This window comes from Streptomyces sp. GbtcB6 (genome assembly GCF_019091475.1).
Classification (GTDB): Bacteria; Actinomycetota; Actinomycetes; order Streptomycetales; family Streptomycetaceae; genus Streptomyces; species Streptomyces hyaluromycini.
Genome location: NZ_JAGXJL010000008.1, coordinates 26290 through 44888 on the forward strand (window position 1 = coordinate 26290; position 18599 = coordinate 44888).

At 73.8% G+C, this 18599-nt stretch carries 17 protein-coding genes and 1 pseudogene; 5 read left to right on the plus strand and 13 right to left on the minus strand.

The window, feature by feature from the left end; translation table 11 throughout:
• Positions 1-39: 39 nt before the first annotated feature.
• From KVT45_RS15475 to KVT45_RS15500, 6 genes are all read right to left on the minus strand, one after another.
• The gene (locus KVT45_RS15475; protein WP_217547835.1) at positions 40-1164 is read right to left on the minus strand and encodes an MBL fold metallo-hydrolase; all 1125 of its coding nucleotides are present in this window, start codon (positions 1162-1164) and stop codon (positions 40-42) included.
• On the minus strand, positions 1161-2465 hold the full coding sequence (locus KVT45_RS15480) for an aminotransferase class I/II-fold pyridoxal phosphate-dependent enzyme (RefSeq protein ID WP_217547837.1): 1305 nt from the start codon (positions 2463-2465) through the stop codon (positions 1161-1163). Before KVT45_RS15480 ends, KVT45_RS15475 begins: the two co-directional genes overlap by 4 nt.
• Before the next feature lie 115 nt (positions 2466-2580).
• On the minus strand, positions 2581-3825 hold the full coding sequence (locus KVT45_RS15485) for a hypothetical protein (RefSeq protein WP_217547838.1): 1245 nt from the start codon (positions 3823-3825) through the stop codon (positions 2581-2583).
• Between the two features lie 247 nt (positions 3826-4072).
• A complete protein-coding gene (locus KVT45_RS15490) occupies positions 4073-4330 on the minus strand; it encodes a DUF6158 family protein (RefSeq protein WP_217547840.1) in 258 nt (85 codons plus the stop codon).
• A 109-nt stretch (positions 4331-4439) separates the two neighbouring features.
• On the minus strand, positions 4440-6059 hold the full coding sequence (locus KVT45_RS15495; RefSeq protein WP_217547841.1) for an ABC-F family ATP-binding cassette domain-containing protein: 1620 nt from the start codon (positions 6057-6059) through the stop codon (positions 4440-4442).
• A gap of 199 nt (positions 6060-6258) precedes the next feature.
• Positions 6259-6906 (minus strand): histidine phosphatase family protein, encoded by a 648-nt coding sequence (locus tag KVT45_RS15500; protein ID WP_217547843.1) that lies wholly within the window; start codon positions 6904-6906, stop codon positions 6259-6261.
• A 296-nt stretch (positions 6907-7202) separates the two neighbouring features.
• Here KVT45_RS15500 and KVT45_RS15505 point away from each other — a divergent pair, with 296 nt between their 5' ends.
• The 4 genes and pseudogenes from KVT45_RS15505 (at position 7203) to KVT45_RS15520 (ending at position 9431) form a co-directional block, all read left to right on the plus strand.
• Complete coding sequence (locus KVT45_RS15505; RefSeq protein ID WP_308310734.1) at positions 7203-7676, plus strand: hypothetical protein; 474 nt, start codon at positions 7203-7205, stop codon at positions 7674-7676.
• Between the two features lie 99 nt (positions 7677-7775).
• A pseudogene (locus KVT45_RS15510) lies at positions 7776-8250 on the plus strand (diacylglycerol kinase family protein); the annotation flags it as partial.
• A 146-nt stretch (positions 8251-8396) separates the two neighbouring features.
• On the plus strand, positions 8397-9212 hold the full coding sequence (locus KVT45_RS15515) for a class I SAM-dependent methyltransferase (protein ID WP_217547844.1): 816 nt from the start codon (positions 8397-8399) through the stop codon (positions 9210-9212).
• 48 nt (positions 9213-9260) lie between these two features.
• Positions 9261-9431, plus strand: coding sequence for a hydrophobic protein (locus KVT45_RS15520; protein WP_217547846.1), 171 nt, complete (start codon positions 9261-9263; stop codon positions 9429-9431).
• Between the two features lie 24 nt (positions 9432-9455).
• On the opposite strand, the gene KVT45_RS15525 is transcribed toward KVT45_RS15520, so the two are convergent.
• The gene (locus KVT45_RS15525; protein WP_217547848.1) at positions 9456-10142 is read right to left on the minus strand and encodes a GvpL/GvpF family gas vesicle protein; all 687 of its coding nucleotides are present in this window, start codon (positions 10140-10142) and stop codon (positions 9456-9458) included.
• Positions 10143-10242: 100 nt separating this feature from the next.
• On the minus strand, positions 10243-12090 hold the full coding sequence (locus KVT45_RS15530) for a transketolase (protein ID WP_217547850.1): 1848 nt from the start codon (positions 12088-12090) through the stop codon (positions 10243-10245).
• Between the two features lie 390 nt (positions 12091-12480).
• Here KVT45_RS15530 and KVT45_RS15535 point away from each other — a divergent pair, with 390 nt between their 5' ends.
• Positions 12481-12831, plus strand: coding sequence for a VOC family protein (locus KVT45_RS15535; protein WP_217547851.1), 351 nt, complete (start codon positions 12481-12483; stop codon positions 12829-12831).
• On the opposite strand, the gene KVT45_RS15540 is transcribed toward KVT45_RS15535, so the two are convergent.
• The 5 genes from KVT45_RS15540 to KVT45_RS15560 all read right to left on the minus strand — a co-directional run bounded on the left by KVT45_RS15540 (position 12832) and on the right by KVT45_RS15560 (position 18578).
• Positions 12832-14748, minus strand: a complete 1917-nt coding sequence (locus KVT45_RS15540; RefSeq protein ID WP_217547853.1) for a DUF5107 domain-containing protein — start codon at positions 14746-14748, stop codon at positions 12832-12834. It abuts the gene before it with no gap.
• Between the two features lie 57 nt (positions 14749-14805).
• The gene (locus KVT45_RS15545) at positions 14806-15369 is read right to left on the minus strand and encodes a GNAT family N-acetyltransferase (RefSeq protein ID WP_217547855.1); all 564 of its coding nucleotides are present in this window, start codon (positions 15367-15369) and stop codon (positions 14806-14808) included.
• A gap of 19 nt (positions 15370-15388) precedes the next feature.
• Positions 15389-15634, minus strand: a complete 246-nt coding sequence (locus KVT45_RS15550) for a LapA family protein (protein ID WP_217547856.1) — start codon at positions 15632-15634, stop codon at positions 15389-15391.
• 62 nt (positions 15635-15696) lie between these two features.
• Complete coding sequence (locus tag KVT45_RS15555; RefSeq protein ID WP_217548239.1) at positions 15697-16620, minus strand: LD-carboxypeptidase; 924 nt, start codon at positions 16618-16620, stop codon at positions 15697-15699.
• Positions 16621-16643: 23 nt separating this feature from the next.
• Positions 16644-18578 carry a prolyl oligopeptidase family serine peptidase gene (locus KVT45_RS15560; protein WP_217547858.1) on the minus strand — a complete coding sequence of 645 codons (1935 nt, stop codon included), beginning with the start codon at positions 18576-18578 and terminating at the stop codon, positions 16644-16646.
• Positions 18579-18599 lie beyond the last annotated feature (21 nt).

Genomic DNA, 18599 nt, shown 5'->3' on the forward strand with positions numbered 1-18599 from the left:
CCGCAAATTGACACAGCCCCACGCCCCTTAAGGGGCGCTCTAGTCGAGGGCGCTTTGGACTGAAGTCCGCTCCAGAACCCTTGATCCCCCCACCGGCAGGTCCCACAGATCCTCCCGCTCCCGCCCCGCCTTCTCCCAGGCCGCCCGTACCCGCGTCAGCGGCTCCAGTACCGGCTCCGCGGAGAGGATGAAGGTGCCCCAGTGCATGGGGGCCATGTGCCTCGCGCCCAGGTCCTCCGTCGCCCGTACCGCCTCCTCCGGGTCCAGGTGGACGTCGCTGAGCCACCAGCGGGGGTCGTAGGCGCCGATGGGCATCAGGGCGAGGTCGATGCCGGGGTAGCGGCGGCCGATGCGGGAGAACCAGTGGCCGTAGCCCGTGTCGCCGGCGAAGTAGACGCGCCCGCCGTCGGGGGCGGTGAGGACCCAGCCGCCCCAGAGGCTGTGACAGGTGTCGGTGAGGGTGCGCTTGGACCAGTGGTGGGCGGGGACGAAGTCGAAGCGGACCCCGGACAGTTCGGCCGCCTCCCACCAGTCCAGCTCGGTGACGGTGGTGAAACGGCGGCGCCGGAACCAGCGGCCGAGCCCGGCCGGCACGAACACCGGGGTGTCGCGCGGCAGGCGGCGCAGGGTGGGGGCGTCGAGATGGTCGTAGTGGTTGTGGCTGATGACGACCGCGTCGACGCGCGGCAGGGTCTCCCAGGGGACGCCGACCGGGGTGATGCGGGCGGGCGTGCCGAGGATACGGCGGGACCACACCGGGTCGGTGAGGACGGTCAGGCCGCCGATCCGGAGGACCCAACTGGCGTGTCCCGCCCAGGTGACGGAGACGGTGCCGGCGTCCACGCGGGGCAACGGGCCGGGTTCGAAGGGCAGCCGGCGGACGTCGGCGAGGCCCTCGCGGCCGGGGCGGACGGAGCCCTCGCGGGCGAACCGGGCCATGGCCTTGAGGCCGGGCAGCGGGGCGGTCAGACGGTCGTGGAAGGTCCGCGGCCAGACCCGGAGTTCGCCCAGCGGGCGGGGTTCGGCGAGCGGGGGAAACGGGGCCGCGGAGGTACCGGCTTCTCTGGTCGTCGTGGCAGGCGTCGTGAGGGCAGTCGTCGTGGTGGCAGGCGTTGTGGTGGCAGTCGTCGTCGCGGACCCTGACTCATGCGTCTGCTGCGTCATCGAGGAGGCTCCCATCGCTGAGCGTCGTCGCGGAGATCGTCGAGTACGGACCTCAACGACATCAACGCGCGTTGCACATGTGGCAGTTCCAACGGTGTGGGTGACGTGAGGCATTCCAGGCGTTCCGCGTCGGTGGCGCCCAGCAGCGGCCCGGTGGCGAGCCGGACGCGCAGCGCGCCGAGGTCGTCGCCGAAACGGTGGCCGCCGGGTGCGGGCAGGCCGAGCCGGGCGGTCAGGAAGTCCTCCAACTCCTGTGCGTCGCCGACCCCGTGGATGCCGAGCCCGGCGCGCAGCGGCTCCAGGTCGGCGTACAGGTGACGGCCGGCCTGCGGGGGCCGGGCCAGGGCGCCGCCGGCGACGACCGCGGTGTGCGCGGCGGCGGCCACGCGCGCGTGCAGCCGTACGACGGCCTCCCGGCGGGCGGTGACGGGCCCTGGCTCGTCGAGCGCGTAGCCCGCGGCGACCGCGACCGGCCCCGCGAGGCGGGCGCCCAGTGCCGTGAGGATGTCGAGCACGCGCGCGTGCAGGGCGGTACCGGTGGCGCCCTCGGGGAACCTAGCGACGGCGGCGGGCCAGCCGGCCGGCAGCAGGGCACCGGCCAGGTCGGTGACGACGGTGACCCGGTCCGGGAGCATCTCGGCGGGGCTGAGCAGCACGGTGGCGTGGGGGGCGTGCAGGGTGTCGCGCCAGGTCTCGTCGCTGACCAGGTGCAGTCCCGCGCCGGTCGCGGCCTCCACGGTCTCGTGCAGCAGTTCGGGCGGGGCGACGGTGGCGGTGGGGTCGTCGGCGACGGAGAGCACGAGCAGCCGGGGGTCGCCGCCCTCGTCCCGGACCCGGCGCACGGTCTCCAGCAGCGCGTACGGGTCGGGCGCGCCTCCGGACTCGGCCGGGGTGGGCACGTGGAAGACGGGCCGGCCGAGGAGTCTGGCGTACGGCGCCCACCAGGCGGCGCAGGGGCGCGGCACCATGACGTCACCGCCGAGCGCGGCGGTGAGCGCCAGCAGCAGGGCGGGGGCACCGGGGCCTGCGGTCACCCGGTCGGGCGGGGCGGGCAGTCCGCGGCGTTCCCAGTAGCCGCAGGCCGCGTCCAGCAGCGCCGGTCCGCCGCCGACGGGCTCCTCCGCGCCCCGGTTCGCCGCGGCGGCCAGTACGGCGGAGAGCTCGGGCAGGACGGGCAGCCCGTCGTCGGGCAGGGGCGGCCCGTAGCGGACGGGCCCGTGGCCCTCGGGCGCCGCCGGCTCGCTCTCCTCGGGGGAGGTGCCGTTCGCCGGTCGGTGGCCCCCGGGATCCGTCCGCCGCATGTCCGCCTCCGCGCAGTCCGTGGTGCCGTGTGCTGTCCGGGCCGGGCCGTGCTCCGTCGTCGGGTCGTGCGTACGGTGCCGGAGTGTTCGGCCGGGGTACCCGGTGGCGGTCCGGTCACCCGTCCGCGCCGGACCTTCCGCCCCACAGCCGGTCCGGCCTGCCGCCCCACACCCGGTAGGCGGCGCCGCAGCAGGCGGCCGCGATCAGCATCCCGCCCGCGACCAGCGCCGGTACGGACGTGTCGTAGGCGCCCCCGTCCCCTGCCTCCACCCCGTGCTGCACTCCCGCCACCGCACAGGAGCCGTCACCGCCGTGCGCCCCGCCGCACTCCTGCCGGTCGCCGCCGCCGCACGACTGCTGTCCCCCGGCGCAGGGCCGTTCACCGTTCCCCCGGGGGACGTCACCGCCCTCGCCCGGAGGATCCACGGCATCCCCGTCGCCGCGGGAGGCCGCGCCGTCGTCACCGCGAGGGGTCATTCCGCCGTTCCCGCGCGAGGCCCCTCCGTCGTCTCCGCGGGCAGCGGTGCCCTCGTCACCACGAGGAGCGGTGCCCTCGTCACCACGAGGAGCGGTGCCCTCGTCACCACGAGGAGCCGTGCCCTCGTCACCACGAGGAGCCGTGCCCTCGTCACCACGAGGAGCCGTGCCCTCGTCACCACGGGTGAACATGCCGTCGTCGCCGCGCGCGGCCATTCCGTAGTCCCCGCCGGTGACCGTGCCGTCGTCCCCGTGAGCGACCGTTCCTCCGTCCCCCTGGGCCGCCGTGCCGCCGCCGACCTGCGGCATGGCGCCACCGCCGCCCTGGAGAACCGTGCCGCCGCCGCCCACCGAAGCCGTGCCGCCGTCGCCCGTGAAAGGCGTGCCGCCGTCGCCGGCGACAGCCGTGCCCACGTCCTCCCGGGCGACCGCCAGGTGCGTGCTCCAGGGCCGTGCCCGCGCTCCGCTCGCCGCCGGGCAGGTCCCGTCGACGGTCCAGGTGCCGGCGTGCCCGGCACCCGCCGCGCCCCCGGCCACGTCACCAGCCGCCGCGTCGCCCTCCGTGTAGCTCCCTGGCTTGTCCCCGGAGACGACCTGGGCGGTGCCCCGGTAGAGGAGTCCGCCGCCCTGGTCGACCCTGGCCAGCCGCACGGTGCGCCCGGCGAACGCCGACGACGTGGCGTCGATGGCCGAGGGGACCTGCCCGGTGCCCCGGCCGTCGGCCTTCTCGCAGGTCACGGAGACGATGACGGTGGCGCCGGGCCGGGCGCTGCCGGGGCTGACCTCGGCGGCGGGATCGGCGGCCGCGACGGCCGTACCGGTGGCGCCGAACGCGGCACCCGTCAGGACGGCGACGGACAGGGCGCGAACGGTGCGGCGCATGGGAGGAGCTCCTTGCACGGACGACTCGGAGGCACGGGGCCCGTACCCCCGCAGCCATCACAGCCCGCCCCACGCCCGGCCGCGCGCGGCCGGACCCCATTCGCAGGACATGCGCCCTCTTTCGAGTGACGCCATGGTCCGGTTCCGGCGAGTCGGGTACGGCACCGGGCAAGGCGGAGACCACACCGGTGTACGAGGTGGTCGGCGAGACGTCGGCGGAGTCGTTCGGTGCTCCGGTACTGCGGCCTCAGCTCGCGGAGGCGCCCGGCGCGGCCGCCTCGGCGCAGTTCCGCTCGCGGGCGCCCTCCCGGGTGCGGCCGGCGGCGACGAGACGGCGCGGATGACGGCGCAGGTACTCGCCCTCCAGCTGGGCCATGCGCTCGTTGTGGGCCCGCAGCGCGTCGTTCGAGCCGTACAGCAGGGTGTCGTGGCGCGTCCGGTGGATGGTCTCCAGCTCCTTCATGAGCTGCTGGTCGTCCAGCCGGCTGGGGTCGACTCCGGTCATGGTGGTACCCCGCTCGTCGTGTGGGTCCCGGCGGTCCGGATTCCTGCCTCCACTGTACGAACATCCGGGCGCGCGGGCCTCCCTACCGCGCCTCGCTGCCGCGCCCCATCTACCGCACCCGTTCCACCCGGCGCTCGTCCCACACCGGTTCCGGGGTCTCACGGACCCGGCCGTCGCTGCCGAAGACCAGGTAGCGGTCGAAGGAGCGGGCGAACCAGCGGTCGTGGGTGACGGCGAGCACCGTGCCGTCGAACGCCTCCAGACCCTCCTGGAGGGCCTCGGCGGACTCCAGGTCGAGGTTGTCGGTCGGCTCGTCCAGGAGCAGTGCTGTTACACCCTGTAGCTCCAGCAAGAGGATCTGGAACCGGGCCTGCTGGCCGCCCGACAGCCGCTCGAAGTTCTGTTCGGACTGCTGGGTGAGTTCGTAGCGGCGCAGCCGGGACATCGCCGCGCCGCGGTCCTGGGAGTGCTCCGTCCACAGGATGTCCAGCAGCGTGCGGCGCTCCAGCTCGGGGTGGGCGTGGGTCTGCGCGAAGTGCCCGGGCACCACTCGCGCGCCCAGCTTCCACGCCCCCGTGTGCGCCACGTCCTCGCCGGCCAGCAGCCGCAGGAAGTGCGACTTGCCGGAGCCGTTGGAGCCGAGGACGGCGACCCGTTCGCCGTAGAAGACCTCCAGGTCGAAGGGTTTCATCAGGCCGGTGAGTTCGAGCTGCGCGCAGGTGACGGCGCGGACGCCGGTACGGCCGCCCTTGATGCGCATCCTGATGTCCTGCTCGCGCGGCGGCTCGGGCGGCGGGCCGGCCTCCTCGAACTTGCGCAGGCGGGTCTGGGCGGCCGCGTACCGGGACGCCAGCTCGTGGGAGATCGAGGCGGCCTGGCGGAGGTTCAGCACCAGCTTCTTCAGCTGGGCGTGCTTCTCGTCCCAGCGGCGGCGCAACTCCTCGAAGCGGGCGAAGCGTTCACGCCGGGCCTCGTGGTAGGTGGCGAAGCCGCCGCCGTGCACCCAGGCGTCGGCGCCGGTCGGCGAGGGCTCCACGGAGATGATCTTCTCGGCGGAGCGGGCGAGGAGTTCGCGGTCATGGGAGACGAACAGGACCGTCTTGCGGGTCTCCTTCAGCTGCTGTTCCAGCCAGCGTTTGCCGGGCACGTCCAGGTAGTTGTCCGGCTCGTCGAGCAGCAGCACCTGGTCGGTGCCCCGGAACAGCGCCTCCAGCACCAGCCGCTTCTGCTCACCGCCGGAGAGCGTGCGCACCTGCCGCCACTGGGCCTTCTCGTACGGCACCCCGAGCGCGGCCGTGGTGCACATGTCCCAGAGGGTCTCGTGCTCGTACCCGCGCACCTCGGCCCAGTCGGCGAGGGCCTGCGCGTACCGCAGCTGGGCCGCCTCGTCGTCGACGGTCATGATGCCGTGCTCGGCCCGGTCGACGGTCTGCGCGGCCTCCCGGATCCCGGGCGGTGCGACGGACACCAGCAGGTCACGCACGGTCGTCTCGTCCCGTACGGAACCCACGAACTGGCGCATCACCCCGAGACCGCCGCTCACGGCCACCGTCCCGCCGTGCGGTTTCAGCTCGCCGGAGATCAGCCGCAGGAGGGTGGTCTTGCCGGCGCCGTTGGGTCCGACGAGGGCGACGGCAGCCCCCTCGCCCACCCGGAACGACACATCGCCGAGCAGCGCCCTCCCGTCGGGGAGGTAGTACTCGAGGTGTGCGGCTTCCAGATGTCCCATGGTCAGGGATTCTGCGGGGCACCCACGCCCTGGGGCAAACCGTTATGGGCCCGACGTCGTCGGCTGCGGGTGCGTCGTGGTTGCTCGCGCAGTTCCCCGCGCCCCCGAAAGAAGGGCGCCACGGCGAGCGCCCCTTCAGGGGCGCGGGGAACTGCGCGACCAGCCCCCACCGGGCCGCACCCGGAACTCCTCGCCGCCCCTACTCCACCGGCTCCCCCGTCGGCCCACTCGCCCCCGCCGGCTCCACCACCGCGCCCTCCCACGACAGGGCCTTCCAGCCGTCCGCCGGGGAGCCCTCCAGGATCACCACGCCGGTGTTGTCGAGGGGGCGGGAGGCCGCGTAGGGGACGTCGACGTTGTCGGCGCGGGCCGCGGTCCAGAGGCGGATCGCGGCGCCGTGGCTGATCATGGCGACCGTCCCGGCGCCGCTCGCGGCGGCCTCGGCGATCACGGCGTCGTAGCGGCCCAGCGCCTCGTCCCCGGTCTCCCCGCCGGGCATACGCAGCGCGGTGTCCCCGGCCGCCCAGGCGAACACGGTCCGCATGTACTCCTCGCCCCGCTCGGAGTGGCCGGGCAGCAGCTCCAGGTCGCCGGCGGAGACCTCCCGGATGCCGTCGCGGACGACCGGTTCGAGACCACGGGCGGCGGCCAGCGGGGCGGCGGTGAGCTGAGTGCGGGTCAGGGTGGAGACGTAGAGGGCCGCGATGTCCTCGCCGGCGAGAGCCCCGGGGAGGGCCGCCGCCTGCTGCTCGCCGAGGACGGTCAGACCGGGACCCGGTACCGCGGTGTCGAGCAGGAAGTCGACGTTGGTCGGGGTCTGCCCGTGACGTATGAGGAGCAGGCGCATCCAGGGTTCCTCTCACTCGACCGCACCGCGTGCCGGCAGGAAAGTGCCACCTCAGGGTAACCGCACCCGCATGAGCCCAGACGTCGACCTCACCGTCCCGAAGCCCGGCCGACACGCGCTGCGCGACCGGCTGCTCGCCCTCGACTCCCGGCTGTGCCGACGGCCGCCTTCGCGACCGGGGTCGCCCTGGAGTCCCCGGCAGGGGGCGCGGCGGTGGCGCCGGTGGAGGTGTTCCGTTCCCTCAAGGGAATGATGTTCGGCTGTCGCACCGGCCGCCCGGCTGGAATCCTTGGGCAGTGACCGATGCCGACATGCCGCAGCAGAACGGAGTCCCACCGAGCGCACCGACACGCCTGCGGGCCGAGGCGGAGCGCCTCCTGGAAGAGGCGCGGCGCGAACTGCGCAACGCGGACCGGCGCGTGGGCTTCTGGACCGTCGTCGACATCGGGCTCGGCTTCCCGGCTGCCGTCCTCGCCGGCGTCTCCGGGGCCGCCGGACTCGCGTCGGCGGAAGCCCGCGTCCCCGCGGCCCTACTGGCGCTGGTCTCGGCCGGGCTCTCGGCCGGCTCGGGCTTCCTCCGCAGTGACGTGAGGTGCGCGGCCAACCGGCGCAGCCGCCGCGCCTGGGGCGACGTCGAGGCCAAGGCCCGTCTGCTCCTCGCCCAGGAGCCCGAACTGGACCGCGGCGGCGCACAGGAAGCGCTCCGGGCCCTGTTCCAGGCCCGCCAAGCCGCCCTGGCCAGCCGGGACGCCTCGGCGGAACTCCCTTGACCTGACTGGTTCAGTTGGGTTCCCCCGCTGTGCGTGAGCAGCTGACCAGCCGGCCAGGGCAGATCGGCATGGCTTGAGGTCTACCGGTTCGGCTGCTGCCTGGCGGACGGCCGGGACCTCGGCCGGGCGGTGCGCGAGGGCGAGGCGGTCCGGGTGGACGTCGGCCGCTTCACCTCCGGCGACCGGGAGGGCGTCTTCCTCAACACGCCGAGTTTGGGCGTCTATCCGGAGCTGGTTCGGGAGCGTGAACGCTGGTCGCACCGCATCGGCGCCTGGCCCGCCGAGGCGCCGGCCGTGCTGCGCGTGCTGCGCACGGACCGTCATCCGTTCCGGGTCGAACTGCGGGGCGAGACCCACCCGTTGTGGCTGCGGTTCGTCGGCAACTGCCTGTACCACCGACTGGCCATGACCCCGGGCCGCCGCACCGACCTGGCGGACGGGCAGCTCGACGTACGCGTGGTGCACGGCGGCCCGCACACCGCTCGCGTACGACGGTGAAGTCACCGATGTGGCGGGCGAGATGACCGTGAAGAAGCTACCGGAGGCACTGACCGTGCACCGGCCGCTGCCCTGACACACCCACCCAGCCGTCATGACGAGCCGTCAGTCCACATCTCGAAACGCGGGTCTCATCATTCGGCATGCGAGCGTAGCGTTGCGGATACCGCGAGGCGGGGTCGTCCGGCCCCGTCCGCCGGTGTGACGCGAAGGGGTCGAGCCATGTCGAAGCCGCAGGAGACCGCTGTCTACACGCACGGGCACCACGAGTCGGTGCTCCGTTCCCACACCTCGCGAACCGTCGCCAACTCGGCCGCCTATCTGGCCGGTTCGCTCAAGCCCCACATGAAGATCCTGGACATCGGCTGCGGCCCCGGCACCATCACCGCCGACCTGGCCGCACTGGTCCCCGACGGCCATGTCACCGGCGTCGACTACGTGCCGGGCATCCTGGAGCAGGCCCGGGCGACCGCCGCCGGGCGCGGGCTGACGAACGTGGACTTCGCGGTCGCCGACGTCCACGCGCTGGACTACCCGGACGACACGTTCTGCGTGGTCCACGCCCACCAGGTGCTCCAGCACGTGGGCGACCCGGTGCAGGCGCTGCGCGAGATGCGCCGGGTCACCAAGCCCGGCGGCTTCATCGCCGCGCGCGACGGCGACTACGCGGCGATGACCTGGTACCCGGCGGTGCCCGGGCTGGACGACTGGCTGGAGCTGTACCGGCGGGTGGCCCGCGCCAACGGGGGCGAACCGGACGCCGGGCGGCGGCTGAAGTCCTGGGCACTGGCGGCGGGGCTCACCGACATCACGGCCACCTCAGGCACCTGGACGTACAGCACGGCCGAGGAGCGGGCCTGGTGGGGCGGGCTGTGGGCGGACCGCACGGTCGCCTCATCCTACGCCGAGCGGGCCATCGAGGGCGGCCACGCGACCACGGAGCAGCTGCAGGCGATCGCGGCGGCCTGGCGGGCGTGGGCGGGGCAGGAGGACGGCTGGTTCGCCGTACTGCACGGAGAAATTCTCTGCCGTAAGTGAGCCTGATCCGCGGATTCCAGGAAACCCGCTTTGCAGGAGGTTCACACCATGGTTCCCATCCTGCTGGTACTGCTTCTGGTTCTGGTTCTCTTCGGTGCCGGATTCGCGGTGAAACTGCTCTGGTGGATCGCGCTCGTCGTGCTCGTGCTGTGGCTCCTCGGATTCCTGGTCCACGGCACGACCGGCGCCGGCGGCAGGGGCCGCTGGTACCGGTGGTGACGTCACCGGCCGACGGGGCCGGAATCAGTTACGCGCTGCCGGCCCCGTCGACTCGGCGGTCGGTTCCGTGAAGGAATAGGCCGCCCAGGGCCCGGTGAGTTCCACCCGTATTTCCGGTGCCGTGTCCTTCGCGCGGTCGACCAGTTCCACGAACTCCTCGGAATCCGCGCGCGGCACCAGATAGGCAGCGTCGAGCAGTCTCTGCGCGGACGTCCCGAAAAGCCTGGAATCCTCGGCGCGCCCGGAAAGCCGCTCGTGCAGAATACGGGCGAATTCCTCGGTGGCCCGTGCCGTCTCGGGCGGGCCGACGGGGATGTACACCCGCACACCCCACTCGACCCGCCCTTCGAGCCGGTCGAGGGTCTGCAGGAAGTAGGCCTCGCGGGCCTCCATCATGGTCCGTACGCCGCTGTCGTCCCGGAAGACCGTGGCCGGCCCGAGCGGCAGCGGCGTGGTGACCGTGGTGAGCGCGTCGATCACGCCCTGGTGGGCACGGGCGGTCGCGGCCAGCCACTCCGGGTCCGCCAGATGGTCCCGCAGCGGCTCGTCGGCGAAGTCCCCCTCCGGGACGGTACTGACGACGGCGACCAGGCCATGGTGCCTGAGGAGTCCCGGCGGGGCGCCGGCCACGCCGGTGAGCTGGGCCTGCAGGGCCGCCGCGAACGGACGGCAGACGGCGTACACGTACCGGAGTCCGCCCTGTGCTGTCATCTGTCCTCCTCCTGGCCCTTCCCCGGCCCTTCTCCCGGCCCTTTTCCTGGGCCTCCTCATGGTCCTCCGTCTGGCACCGAGCGCGGCCGGAGTCCGCATCTCAGCGCACGACCGCCTCCCCGACCAGCAGCCGCCCGGCCTCCGCGATCGCATCGGCGTCGATCCCGGCGGCGTGCAGCTGCTGGTCGGGCGCGGCCGAACCAGGCATGGTGCGCACGCCTAGCCGGACCAGCCGCGGTACGGGCCTGCCGTCGGTGAACGCCTCCACGACCGCGTCGCCGAGCCCGCCCTCCTCGTGGTGGTCCTCGACGGTGAGCAGACAGCCGGTCTCCGCGGCGGCGCGGCGCAGCGTCCGCCGGTCGACGGGCTTGACGGAGTACAGGTCGACGACCCGGATCCGGATGCCGTCCTCGGCGAGCAGGTCGGCGGCCTTCAGCGCCTCGTGCAGGGTGACCCCGGCGGCGACCACGGTCAGCCGGTCCTCCTCGGAGGAGCGCAGCACCTTGCTGCCGCCCACCGGGAACTCCTCGTCCGGGCCGTAGATCACCGGGCTCGCACCGCGCGAGGTGCGCAGATAGCGGATGCCGTCGAGCCCGGCCATGGCCGCGACGAGCTTGGCGGTCTGGTTGGCGTCGCACGGATAGAGCACGGTCGAGCCGTACACCGCGCGGAACATCGCCAGGTCCTCCAGGCCCATCTGGGACGGCCCGTCCTGCCCGATGGCCACGCCCGCGTGCGAGCCGACCAGGTTGATCCCGCTGCCGCTGACGGCGGCCATGCGGACGAAGTCGTAGGCCCGGGTGAGGAAGGCGGCGAAGGTGGCGGCGTACGGCACCCAGCCTCGGGTGGCCATACCGACGGCGGCGGCCACCAGTTGCTGTTCGGCGATGTAGAACTCGAAGTAGCGGTCGGGGTGTTCCTTGCCGAACAGCTCGGTGCGGGTGGAGTCGCCGACCTCGCCGTCCAGCGCGACGACGTCGGCGCGGGCGTGGCCGAGCGCGACGAGCGCCTTCCCGAAGGCATCGCGGGTGGGGACCTCGTCACCCCTGTCGTAGCGCGGGAGTTCGATCGGTCCCGTGGGCACCGAGTGCAGCGCACGGGCCGCCGGCGGCTCCTCCACATGAACGTGCAGGTCCCGCACTCCGCCGAGTTCGGCGATGGCCTCCTCGGCGTGCGGCAACGGCTTGCCGTGCATGCCCTCGCGGTCCTCGACGGCGGCGACGCCCCTGCCCTTGCGGGTGCGGGCGAGGATCACGGTGGGCTGTCCGGCGGTGGCCTCGGCCTCGCCGCAGGCGCGGTCGACGGCGTCCACGTCGTGCCCGTCGATCTCCACGGTGTGCCAGCCGAAGGCCTGGAAGCGGCGGGCGTAGGCATCGAGGTCATGGCCGTGCCGGGTGGGTCCGCGCTGGCCGAGCCGGTTGACGTCCACGATCGTGGTGAGGTTGTCCAGGTGCTCGTACCCGGCGTGCTCGACGGCCTCCCACACGGAGCCCTCCGCCAGCTCGCTGTCCCCGCACAGCACCCAGACCCGGTAGCGGGCGTGCTCCAGCCGCTTCCCGGACAGCGCGATGCCGACACCGACCGGCAGGCCCTGGCCGAGGGAGCCGGTGGCGGTCTCCACCCACGGCAGCCGGCGCGGGGTGGGGTGCCCCTCCAGATGGCTGCCGAGCTGCCGGAAGGTGAGCAGTTCGGCGTCGTCGATGGCGCCGGCCGCCTTGTAGGCGGCGTACAGCAGCGGCGAGGCGTGGCCCTTGGAGAGGACGAAGCGGTCGTTGCCGGGGTGGCCGGGCCGCTCGAAGTCGTAGCGCAGATGGCGGGCGAGCAGGACCGCCATCAGATCGGCGGCGGACATCGACGAGGTGGGATGCCCGGACTCGGCCGCGGCGGCCGCCCGCACGCTGTCCACGCGCAACTGCTGGGCGAGTTCGACGAGTTCGGCGGTGTTCATGAGGCTCCTTCCGGGGACGGTCCGTGCCGGATCGGGGGCACCGGGGCGGCCGGTGGGGTCGGCAGGGCGATCTCGGTGCGGTCACGTTCCGGGGTCGACGCCTCACGGTGCGCCTCCAAGGACACGGCGAGATCCAGGCCGTACCAGGTAACCCTAGGCGGGGGCCCCAAACACCGCGCGTCGAAGCTCCCCCTCCCCACGGCGCAAGCGCGCCCCCGTAGAGGCGCGGGACTGTGTCCATATGCGGCTGCCGCCGCGTGGGCGCGACCAGCCCCCACCGGCCCGCAGCTGGCAGCGACATCCTGGGCCACCCCGCCGACCCGGAAAGGCCGTACCAGGAGATCACCGGACATGACGCCGTCCCGGCCCCCGGCAACTAGGCTCGTGGGCATGGAGATTCTGGGCGCCTCCCTGCGCATCTGCGTCGACGACCTCGATACCGCGATCCCGTTCTACGAACGCCTCTCCGGCGGCAGAGCCGCTCGTTTCGAGCGCGGCGGCGTCCAGGTCGCCGCGGTCGGCTCCTTCCTTCTGATGAGCGGACCCGAGGCGGAGCTGGAGGTGCTGCGCAAGGTGGCCGCGACGATCGCGGTGAAGGACGTCGACGCGGCCCGCCGCCTGCTGGACGACCTCGGCGCCCGGATCATCGCGGGGCCGGTGGCCACGCCCGTCGGCCGCAATCTGCTCGCGATGCACCCGGACGGCTCGGTGTTCGAGTACGTCGACCAGCACCAGGACTGATCAAAGGCCCTGCGGCCGCATCCGGAAGTCGTACCGGGCGGGCAGCGGCTCGTCACCGAGCCGCGCCCACAGCCGGCCGATCGCCTCCGACCCCTCCCGCAGGTCGGCGACCTCGAACCCGGCGTCGAACACGGCCCGGGCCGCCGTCCGCCGGCCCTCCGCGAGGAGCAGCTCCGCCTCCAGGAGCCGGAAGCGGCCGCGCTCCCGGGTCGCGGGCAGCAGGGCCTCCCACACGGCGCGGGCGTCCGCGACCCGCCGTACCCGTAGCAGTGCCTCGACGGCCTCGCGGCCGAGCGCCGCGCAGGCCGCGGTCCACGTCTCGCCGTCGTCGCGGCGCTCCCGGCACAGGTCGTCGAAGGCGTCGGCGTACCGCTCGGCGGCCCGCTCGTGGTGCCCGTGCTCCTGGTCGGCGACGGCGAGACAGCGCAGCAGCGGCCAGAGGGACGGGGCGAGCGGGAGGGCCCGTTCCCAGCTGCGGACGGCCTGGGCACGGTCGCCGGCGTGCCACTGGGCGACGCCGAGGTGGTACTCGGTGTGCGGGGTGGCGGGGGCCGTCTCCAGCATGTCGCGCCAGTGCGGGGCGACCAGGGTCGGTCCGGGCGGCCGTACCCGGCGGGGTTCGGGCAGGGTGCCGGTGCGCAGCAGTTCCCGCCAGGGGGCCTGTTCCTCGGTCAGCGTCGGCTCGGTGAAGGGCGTGCCGGGCAGTTTCCAGTCGGCGCGGAGCACTTCGAGGGCGCCCCAGCCGGAGCCGGTGGCGAGGAGTTCGCCGGGTTCGGTGTCGGCGTACGGCTTCCAGGCGGCGTGCGCGGCGTCGAACTCGGCGCGTGGCAGGGCGAGTTCCAGCCGCTCCTCGACGTCCTGCGGTGCCGCCGGCAGCGGGCCGTACGCCTCCAGCCAGCAGACCTCGCTCTCCGCGTCGAGGCGGACGTGTTCCAGCTGGGTGCGGGCCAGTCCGGCCTGGATCTCGCGGTAGCCGCCGGTGCCGGGTCCGCCGAGCCACTCCTGCCAGCGCCGGCCACCGGGCCCCGAGCCCCACACGAACTGTGTCCGGCCGCGCAGTTCGTCGGTGGAGGTCTGCACCAGGCCGTGTCCGTCGGCGTCGAGTGCGGCGATCCAGCGGCGCCGCCCGTCCTGGATGTCGTAGAACCAGTCGGCGGGGTAGGGGTGTTGGGCGACGTGCGCCGGAACGGGCACCCGGTGCAGTCGGCGCTCGGGCCCGAACTCCCAGGCCTCCTCGGCCGGGACCACGATCCGGTGGTCCTCGGGCACGGCCGTGTTGGACCACCAGTAGAGCGGCACCGGGTGTTCGTGCGGGTTGCGGACGCGGACGCCGGCGTACAGGAAGTCGGAGCCGTCCGGCAGCCACAGGTCCACCTGGAAGGGCAGGTCGCGCAGCCGTTCCCACTCCCACAGCCGGAGCATCTCCCCGCCGTCGGGGGCGGGCACGCGGGCCGCGTGGAGCGGGGCGCAGGAGAGGGTGGTGTGGCCGGTGGCGCCGATGTTCCACTCGATGCCACCGGCGTACCAGGCGCCGTTGAGGGCGAGGTTGGCGGGCTGGAACACCGGGTTGCGGTGGAGGAGTTCGCGGCCGGTGGGCAGGTGGACGAGGGAGGCGACGCGGCCGCCGAGGCCGGGCAGGACGGTGGCGCGCAGCCGGTCGTTCTCGATCACGAGGGCGTCGAGCTCACGGGGCGTGCGGGCTCTGCCGTAGCCGTCGCGGACCCGTACCGGGAGGAGACTGTGCAGCGGTTCGTAGCCGAGCTGCCGGGCCATGTCCCGCGGCAGCTCCTCCCGGTCCCGCTCGTCGACGCGGTGGATCTCCTCAAGGGGGCGGAGCGGCGGCAGCGGGTTGTCCGGGCCCAACTCCGCCGCGGGCAGGGTCAGTACCTCACGTCGGATCCTCGTCACGATCACCATGGAACCCGGCACCGGGTGAGCTGGCCAGGGGAGCCGCCGGTCAGGATTGCGCAAAGGTCAGCCGGTGGACCGCATCTCCGCCGTGATCGCCCAGCGTTCGTGGTCCCGCCAGGCCCCGTCGATGTAGATCATGTTCGGCGAGAAGCCCTCCAGCCGGAACCCGGCACCGCGGGCGAGCGCGATGGACGCGGCGTTGCCGGGCTGGGCGTTGATCTCCAGCCGGTGCAGCCGCATCGGCCCGAAGGCGTAGTCCACGACCAGGCCCATCGCCTCGCGCATCAGCCCGCGCCCGGCGGCGTGCGCGAACACGCCGTAGCCGAGCGCTCCGCACTGGAAGCCGCCCTCGACGATGTTGTTGATGTTGATGAACCCGGCGATCGCCCCGTCGCGCTCCCCGGCCCCCTTCTCGCAGACCAGGAACCCGGCCTTGCTGCGGTCCTCGATCAGCCGCCCCGCGTAGCCGGCGTAGGCCGCGTCCGTGGCGGGCGGGAACAGCCAGGGCTGGTGGAGGTCCTTGCTCTCCCTGGCCCGGGCGATGAACTCGGCGCCGTCCTCGTAGGTGAAGTGGCGGATGCCCACGCGGGGGCCCTCGGCGAGATAGCGGGAAGCGGTGTGCGGCATCCAGTCACCCTACGCGGAGCTAGCTCCGGCGTTTCATGAAATACGCCCCGCAGAGCGCGCCGATGAGCCCGGTGGCGAGCAGGGCGATCCACAGGGGTGTGGTGACCACGGGGACCAGGAACCGGATCTCGGTGGCGCGGGTGTTCTCGAAGACGAAGACCAGGCCGAGGACGCCGAGCAGCAGCACGGCGATCCTGCCGGGGGTCAGCAGCACACCGCGCCGGCTGCCGGTCCGATCCCGCTTCGCCGAGGTCTTCGGGCTCATGCGACCAGGGTGGTCCCGGGGCCGCCGCCGCGCCCGCCGGACGCGGCCCTCCGGGTGAGCTCTCAGCGCAGCGCCGGTTCCCGCAGGGTCAGCGTGCCCGCGCCCGCGTCCAGCTCCGCGGCCACCCCGAGCGGGATGGTCAGGGCCGCCTCGCAGTGCCCGAACCCGAACTCCTCCACCACCGGCACACCAAGGCCGCCGAGCCGGTCGGCGAGCATCGGCCGTACCTCCTCGTAGGGTCCGCACCGGTCCCAGGAGCCGAGCAGGATCCCGGCGACGCCGTCGAGCCAGCCGGACCGCAGCAGCTGGGTGATGCTCCGGTCGAGGCTGTACGGCCGCTCGCCGACGTCCTCCAGGACGAGCAGTCCGCCGCGGGCGCCGGTGTGGGTGTGCGGGGTGCCGAGGCCGGACGCGAGCAGCCGCAGGCAGCCGCCGACGGTGACGCCCTCGGCCCGGCCGCTCACCAGCGCGGCGCCCCGGGAGGGGATCGTGCGGACCGTCTCCGGGGCGAAGAGGGTGGCCCGCAGATGGTCCTGTGCCTCGGTGCTCTTGACGAAGTCGGCGCCCGCGGCCACCGGCCCGTACAGAGTGGCGAGCCCGAGCCGGGTCGCGAACGCCTCGTGCAGCACGGTGGCGTCGCTGAAGCCGACGAACACCTTCGGGCCGGCCGCCCGCATCGCCGCCCAGTCGAGCAGGTCGACGAGGCGGTGGGCGCCGTAGCCGCCGCGCGCGCAGAGCACGGCGGACACCGACGGGTCGCACCAGGCCTGCTGGAGGTCGGCCGCGCGGTCCGCGTCGGAGCCCGCGAGATACCCCAGCTCGCCGTCCGTGGCGAGCACATGGGGTGCCACGACCGGGTCGAGGTCCCAGCCGCGCAGGATGTCGAGGCCGGCCTGGAGCCGCTCCTCCACCACCGGCCCGCTCGGCGCCACGACGGCGACCCGCGCTCCGGCGGAGAGCCTCGGCGGCCTGGTCAGCGCGGTCACTTCGGTCACTTCCGCCACTTCGGTCACTTCACCAGTTCCAGCTCGGGGATTCCGGGCACGTCCAGCCCGAACACCTGAGCGTAGAGGGCGAGCTCCGACTCCAGCGCACGGACCAGGGTGTCGGCGCGCCGGAAGCCGTGGCCCTCGCCCGCGAAGGTGAGGTAGGCGTGCGGCACCGGGCGGCCGTCGAGCCGGGCGAGGAAGCGTTCGCACTGCGCGGGCGGGCAGATCACGTCGTCCAGCCCCTGGAGCAGCAGGAAGGGCGCGGTGAGCCGGTCGGCGTGCTCGCTGGGCGACCGCTCGGCGTACCGCTCGGGCACCTCGGCCAGCGGTCCGATCAGGGACTCCAGGTACTGGGACTCGAAGTCGTGGGTCTCCCCCGCGCCCCAGCTGGTGAGGTCGAGGACGGGGTAGGAGATGGTGCCGCAGGCGTAGACGTCGGTGCCGGTCAGAGAGGCGGCGGCGGTCCAGCCGCCGGCGCTGCCGCCGCGGATCGCGAGCCGGGCCCGGTCGGCGGTGCCCTCCTCGGCGAGGGCGAGCGCGACGGCCGCGCAGTCCTCGACGTCGACCACGCCCCACTGCTCGCGCAGCCGCTCCCGGTACTCCCGCCCGTATCCGGTGGAGCCGCCGTAGTTGACCTCGGCGACCCCGATGCCCCGGGAGGTGAAGTAGGCGATCGCGAGGTCGAGGACGAGCGGAGTCCTGCTGGTGGGGCCGCCGTGCGCCCAGACGACGAACGGCGGCAGCTCGCCCTCGGGGGCGGTGTGGCCGGGGTGGTGGGGCGGGTAGATGTGGGCGTGCACCTCGCGGCCGCCGGGACCGGCGAAGGTGCGGACCTGCGGCTCGGGGTAGTGGGCGGGGTCGACCGGGTCCTGGTGCGGGGCGCCGACGACCCGGGTGCGGCCGGAGGAGGTGTCGAGTTCGACGACCTCGTGGGCGGTGCGCGGGCCGGCGCCGACGGCGAGCACACGGGTGCCGTCCACGGCGAGGGTGGCGGAGAACTCGGTCCACGGTCCGGCGGCGTCGGCGGTCTCGCCGGTTTCCGGATCGAGTATCCCGAGTGCCAGCGGCCCGCGCCCGTGGAGGACGGCGATCAAGCCGTTGTCCAGCGGCGCGAACCAGTTCTGGCCGAGCCGCCAGAGCGGCCCCGCGAACTCCTCCGCGCGCGGGCACAGGGGCTCGTGGTCGCGGTAGAGGTTCCACCAACCGCTGCGGTCGCTGGTGTACAGCAGCCGGTCGTCCGCGGACCACTCCACCTGTGCGACGGCCTCCGTGGGACCGCCGGCCACGGTGCGGACCGAGTGCAGGACACCGTCCGCGCCGACCTCGCCGACCAGCAGTTCGGTGCCGTCCCAGGGCATCCGCGGATGGTCCCAGGCGAGCCAGGCGGCCCGGCGCCCGTCGTGCGTCAGGCGCGGTCCGGTGACGAACCGGTGCCGTCCGTCGGTGAGTTCGCGTACGGCGGCCCGGTCGTCGGCGGCCGAGCCGTCCAGCGGTACGGCGGCGAGCACCCGCCGTACGTCGGTGGGTGCGGTGCCCGTGAACTCCTCCAGGACGCACCAGACTTCGCCCCGGTCGAGCAGCAACCGCGGGTCGGCCCACCGGGGTCCGGGCGGGGTCAGCGGCCGGGGTGTTTCGCCGGGCCGGTACAGGTACAGCCGCTGGTCGTCGAAGTGGACGAAGACGAGCAGGGGTTGACCGCCGTCGTCGGGTACCGCACCGGCCCAGGGCCGTCCGCCGTACTCGATGACCCGGCTGCGGACGTTCCACGGCGCGGGCAGCACGGATTCCCCGGTGCTGCCGCGTACCAGGGTCCTGCGGCCGCCCTCCACGGGCCGGGGCTCGGTCCACCAGGGCTCGTCGCCGACGAAGCCCACCCACTCGGCGGAGCCGTCGTGCGCGGCCGCCAGGGCCGCGTCGACGGGTGAGGGCCACGAGCCGTACGCCTTCGTCTCCACGTTCTCTCCTACTCGCCGATG